Source organism: Rhodopirellula maiorica SM1, from assembly GCF_000346295.1.
Taxonomy (GTDB): domain Bacteria; phylum Planctomycetota; class Planctomycetia; order Pirellulales; family Pirellulaceae; genus Novipirellula; species Novipirellula maiorica.
Genome location: NZ_ANOG01000969.1, coordinates 1 through 5195, shown reverse-complemented (window position 1 = coordinate 5195; position 5195 = coordinate 1). Strand labels below are relative to the sequence as shown.

General features: G+C 55.3%; 7 protein-coding genes. All 7 read left to right on the top strand.

The features are described from left to right. On the top strand, positions 1–466 hold a 466-nt coding region (locus RMSM_RS41485; RefSeq protein WP_160168414.1), incomplete at its 5' end, for a hypothetical protein. Then, entirely contained in the window at positions 463–1617 is a 1155-nt protein-coding gene (locus tag RMSM_RS31280) for a type II secretion system F family protein (RefSeq protein ID WP_008707003.1), read from the top strand. The genes RMSM_RS41485 and RMSM_RS31280, both read left to right, overlap by 4 nt. Next, positions 1604–1999, top strand: coding sequence for a hypothetical protein (locus RMSM_RS31275; RefSeq protein ID WP_008707000.1), 396 nt, complete (start codon positions 1604–1606; stop codon positions 1997–1999). The genes RMSM_RS31280 and RMSM_RS31275 overlap by 14 nt, the downstream gene beginning before the upstream one ends. Continuing rightward, positions 1986–2462, top strand: a complete 477-nt coding sequence (locus tag RMSM_RS31270; protein WP_008706998.1) for a hypothetical protein — start codon at positions 1986–1988, stop codon at positions 2460–2462. Before RMSM_RS31275 ends, RMSM_RS31270 begins: the two co-directional genes overlap by 14 nt. Beyond that, entirely contained in the window at positions 2459–2812 is a 354-nt protein-coding gene (locus tag RMSM_RS31265) for a hypothetical protein (protein ID WP_008706996.1), read from the top strand. Before RMSM_RS31270 ends, RMSM_RS31265 begins: the two co-directional genes overlap by 4 nt. After that, the gene (locus RMSM_RS31260) at positions 2809–3810 is read left to right on the top strand and encodes a DUF1559 family PulG-like putative transporter (protein ID WP_008706994.1); all 1002 of its coding nucleotides are present in this window, start codon (positions 2809–2811) and stop codon (positions 3808–3810) included. The genes RMSM_RS31265 and RMSM_RS31260 overlap by 4 nt, the downstream gene beginning before the upstream one ends. Continuing rightward, positions 3807–5138 (top strand): DUF1559 domain-containing protein, encoded by a 1332-nt coding sequence (locus tag RMSM_RS31255; RefSeq protein ID WP_008706992.1) that lies wholly within the window; start codon positions 3807–3809, stop codon positions 5136–5138. Before RMSM_RS31260 ends, RMSM_RS31255 begins: the two co-directional genes overlap by 4 nt. Positions 5139–5195 lie beyond the last annotated feature (57 nt).

Genomic DNA, 5195 nt, shown 5'->3' with positions numbered 1-5195 from the left:
CATCGTGCGGGGCGCTTTGCCGGGGTATCGATCAACGAAGTCGGCCATCCAATGGGCTGCGGCCAGTGACGCCGTGTCTCGTTTGCTGGCGGCGGGTTGCACCTATCCCGAGGCGTTTAATGCGGCGGCCAATGTCATCAAGAAGGGAGACGCACACGACTGGTTGATCGGCACGGTTCGACGACTGGAACGCGGTGAGTCCGAAGTCGGACTGACAAGATGGTCGCGTGGCGATGCCGCGTTGTTGGAAGCGATTGTCGATGGCGCCACGCTCAGCCCTGAACGACAGTGGCAGATTGCGTCGGATCATTTCAGCGATGTCGCTCGGCGTCGGTTGGTTTTGTTGACTCAGTTGATGCCCTTGTTCTCAACCGTGGTTGCTGGCGGATTGATTTGGATCGCAGTGGCGACGACACTCGGTTGGTTCTGGTACACCGTATCGAGCATGATCGGAGGGCTGACATGAACCCTTACCTCGCCACCGGTTTGCGGATATTTGGTTACTTTGTCTTCTTTGTCATCCTGTTGTTGGTTTTGCCGACTCCGGTCAGTGTTTTGTTCGCCACATTGGTGATCGTCGGCTTCGAAGATTTCCGGCGCCGCCGCTGGCAGCATGCCACTCGTACGTTCAACGAGATGGTGGGTTCGATCCAGCGGCACGACGGTCGTATCGAGAACGTGGTCGCTGCGTTTTCGCGTTCAGGACCGCTGAAAAACCAGTGTCGTCAATATCTGTACCGACTTCGGGCGGGCCAAGATCCCGTTCACGCCGCCGAGGCATCGGGAGTACCACTGTTCTTTTCCACCGCAATTGCGCTGCGGACGATTCGCAGGCCCGCGGGCGACGCAGCACAAACCAAGCGGAATTCGGATGACCGATGGGTCCAGCATTCGGACGAACTGTCCGATATCGACGCCAATGATATTCCAGCCTATGGGCAATTCATCTATCTGATTGTCGTGGCCTTGATGGTCTATCTTTGTTTGACTTTTTTGACGTTGTTCATTACTCCCACCATCGAAAAAATGCTCGAGGAATTTGGTCGGGAGTTCGATGGTTCAAGACTACTTTTACGTAATTTTGCATCGGGATGGGTGTTGGTCGGATTGTTAGTCGTGTGTGGCGTGATCGTTCCTGCGCTCAGCCGTGGACGGATTTTCGGCCTGCGGCTTCCCCAGTGGATCCCAATGCTGCCGCATCGTGCGAATCGAAAAGCCGAAGTGCTCAATGGGTTTGCAGACGCGATTGACTCGGGCATGCCGATGGATCAGGCGGTTCGTGTGGGGCATTCGATCGCACGCTGGGCGTCACAACGAAGTGAGATGCATCAAGCCTTTGTGAGACTTGAATTCGGAAACTCGATCGCTGCCGTCATGCAACAGGCAAAGTGGTTGACTCCAACCGAAGCCAAGTGGATCGAGGGATCGCCGCCGGATCGCATGAGTGAATTGTTGCGTTCGATCGCGGATCAAAACGTACGCAATGCCAACGCAAACAGCCGTTGGTTGCTGGGGATCTTTTTTCCCGTGGTGATTGTTTTGTTGGGACTGCTCGTGCTTGCTTATGGAATTGGATTGTTCGCGTCGTTGTCGGAGATCATCTATGGGATCGATTAGCCATCGCCATGCTCGACGTCGCGGCAGTTTGATCGTCGAAGCGGCGATTTGCTTCGTGCTGCTCGCGACAGCCGTCATGGCACTGATGAAGTTAGCGCAAAACAGTTCCCGGCTGTCCAAACAAGCGGACCAGCGGTTGGTGGCAACGCTTGCCGCCGAGAACGCGCTCGAACGGCTACATCATGTAGCCGGCGACGAATTGAAGTCGAGTGCCGACGAGGTGGCTGCGGCGATCGGCGAGGAATCCCGATGTGACGTCGAGGTGACGGTCGAGGATTTCCAGTCGCAATCGCGATCGGGGTTCCATCTTCGCGTCGAAGCGACCTGTTCGCCGGAAGTTCGCATCACCCTTCACGATTGGCGGTGGGATGATGATAATTAAAGCACAGCGAATTTGCGGCAAGGCACGTCGAGCTGTCACCTTGATCGAAGTGATTGGAACTCTTTCCGTCTTGCTCGCGATCGGAATTTCGGCGACGACGATCATGTCGTCAGTCACGAAAATTGGCCGACGTGGCAATGCGTTGGTTCAACAGCGGCAAGCGATCGAGCGATTTGCCGCTCAGTTTCGAGCCGATGTGCATCAAGCTAACGCGGTGCAGTCGGAAGCGGAGGGTTGGCCACTGAAATTACAAGACGACGATGTTGCTGTGCGGTACGAATTCAGTGCGGAACAGGGAGCTTTGAGACGAACCCAGTTGAAATCGAATCAAGTAACAAGCGTGGAATCGTTTGAAATCGGCAAAGAACGAAAGATTGCATTGCAAATCAGTGAGAACCGCGTGACCGTTTCCATCGACACCGATCCGTCGTCGTACCCGTTTGTCGTTGAGGCCGCACGATGAGTGGAAATCGGAAACCAAAGTTGCGTCATCGACGCGGCGCTGCATTTTTGCTGCTGGTTGTCGTCGTGCTGATGGTCGTGGTGGAGGCGACTCGGACGATGGTGGTCGGCGAATTTTCGCTGCGAAAAACCGAAATGGAACGCGCACGCGTGCGTACGATGATCGCCGCGATCGATGCGGTCGCCACACTCAACGAAGAAACGATCGAACTGCCTATCGATTCAGCAAATCAAGAACGGATCGTCGTTACGATGGGCGAAGATCAACGCGTCTTGGCACGCTGGATGCGGGGTGAATCAGTGGTCGATCAAATAACAAGACAACAGCCCGTATCGGAGTCCGAAGAATGACACAAACACGAAGCGAAACTCGCCAAGAGTTGCGAGGATTATCGTATCAACTAACCCGTCCGAAAGTCTTCGCGACTTTCGCTACGACTTCACGACGATTGGATCGTGGATTTACGCTGGTCGAACTGTTGGTCGTGATCGCAATTATCGGAGTGTTAGTGGGATTGGCACTTCCCGCGATGCAAAATATGCGTGAGTTGTCGCGACGCACGGCGTGCCAGCAGAACTTGACACAGCTTTCGCTAGCGTTGTCCTCTTATTCACTTCGCAATGTCCATTACCCCATGGGCACCATCAATCCGGCGGGGCCGATTCAAAGCGAGCCGTCGGGGTATCACCACAATTGGATCAGCGGACTGCTGCCAATGTTGGATGCGCAAAGCGTTTATGAGGCAATCGATCGCAGTGAGGGTGTTTATGCACCTGCCAACGCTGACGTACGAAGTTTGTCGATTCCGACGCTGCAATGTCCCTCGCAGTCGGGAATGCGAGAAAACACGACCTGTTACGCTGGTATTCATGCATCCAGCGAAACTCCGATCGATGCGGACAACGATGGAGTGCTGTTTTTGAACGTCCCTGTAACCGATTCCGACATCACCGACGGTTTGGCTTACACCGCGTTTGTCGGCGAAAAACTCTCTCGCTTCGAAGAGGACTTGGGCTGGATTAGTGGAACCCGTTCGAGTCTTCGCAACACGGGACATGCGATCAATGCCGAACTCGCCCGGATTCGTGGTCCTCAGGGTCCAGAGCATGAGGTTTCATCAACGTACGTAGGCGGAATCGCCAGCGACCATCCCAACGGCGCCAATGTGTTAATGGGCAATGGTAGCTATCGATTTTGCAATCCATCGATGGACGCCACTATTCTCAGGCAACTTGGTTCGCGTGCGGATGGCGAGATTCCGAATGAGTGGAAATCGGACGAACCGTACGCGGATGCGACATCAAGCACCGCGGCCACAGGTGAGACAAGCAAAGCGAGTGCACAATGACACTATCGAGTGGGGCGTCGCGGAATGTCGCCACCGCATCCGGCGGTAATCCTCGTCGTAGTGAACCGCGTCGCGTTGGCTTTACGACCGTCGAATTATTCGGCGTTTTGATCATCATCACCGTGTTGATTTGGATGTTGTTGCCGGCAGTGCAAGCGGCGCGCGAACAAGCGCGGCGAACCAGTTGTGCGAACAATTTGATGCAAGTTGGATTGGGCGTACAGGCGTATCATGAGGCGTTTGGGCAATTTCCGGTGCAGTTGTCGGGGACGGACGCCAATCCTGCGGCGGGAAAGGACAACGATCGTCGACTCAGCATCTTTGTCGGACTGTTGCCGTTTTTGGGGCACGACGCGGCTTGGAACGAGATTCAAACGACGCGCGAGATGGAAGATGGTTTTCTCTATGACATGGGCATGGGCATGGGGCAAGCCGATTGGGGCGATGATGAGTTGACAGAGCAGGAAACAGATTTAGATGAGGGCGAGGGGACGCTACCCGAACCTTGGGTCGCAGGCGGTCCCGAACCGTTCGTCGACAGTTATGAGCCATGGCGTTGGGAGTTCTCCGTCTATCGTTGTCCGAGTGATCCAGGCATGGGAGCTCCGGCTTACGGCCGAACAAATTACGCGGTCTGTTTCGGGGATGGCATGGTGGCTGCGGATACGGGGCCCTATCAACTGGTTGATGGAGTGTTTGTATATAGCGACACGCTTGCCGAGCAGACCGAAGCGGCGATGCGAGGCGTGTTTGTTCCACGCGTGGTGACACGGATAAGTGATATCACCGATGGATTATCCAACACCATCATGTTGGGTGAAATCGCGACCGATCTTGGCGACCAAGATATTCGTACGAGTCCAATCGCGGGGCCAGGGTCCGAGCTGCGAGATCATCCGAATTGGGCCCGCGATCTGGCGAAGTTGATTGATCCCGAACGACCGCGGTTTTGGAAGGTCGAGGAGGTGGCGACCGATCTCCGTTTGGCCCAAGAAAAGGGACGCGGTTTTCGTTGGGGCGATGGGATGCCGTTGTATTCCGGTTTCAATACGATTCTGCCACCCAATCGCGAGATTACCTTAGCACAAGACAACGACGACAGCTGGGGCGTGTTAACCGCAAGCAGTCGACATCAAGGTGGGGCTCATGTCTGTTTTGCCGATGGCAGTGTGCGGTTTATCGGTGATTCGATTGAAGCGGGAGATGAGAGTCGCAGTTCGGTCTACCTCGGAAGCCCCAATCCGCCGGGCAGCAAGAGTCCATATGGTTTATGGGGCTCGCTGGGCACGCGATCCAGTGGCGAGTTGACGCAGTTGCCATCGCCGTAGCCCGAATCAAAGTTTGGTAGGCCGGTAGGCCGGATCAAGTCGCGATAGCGACGCAGA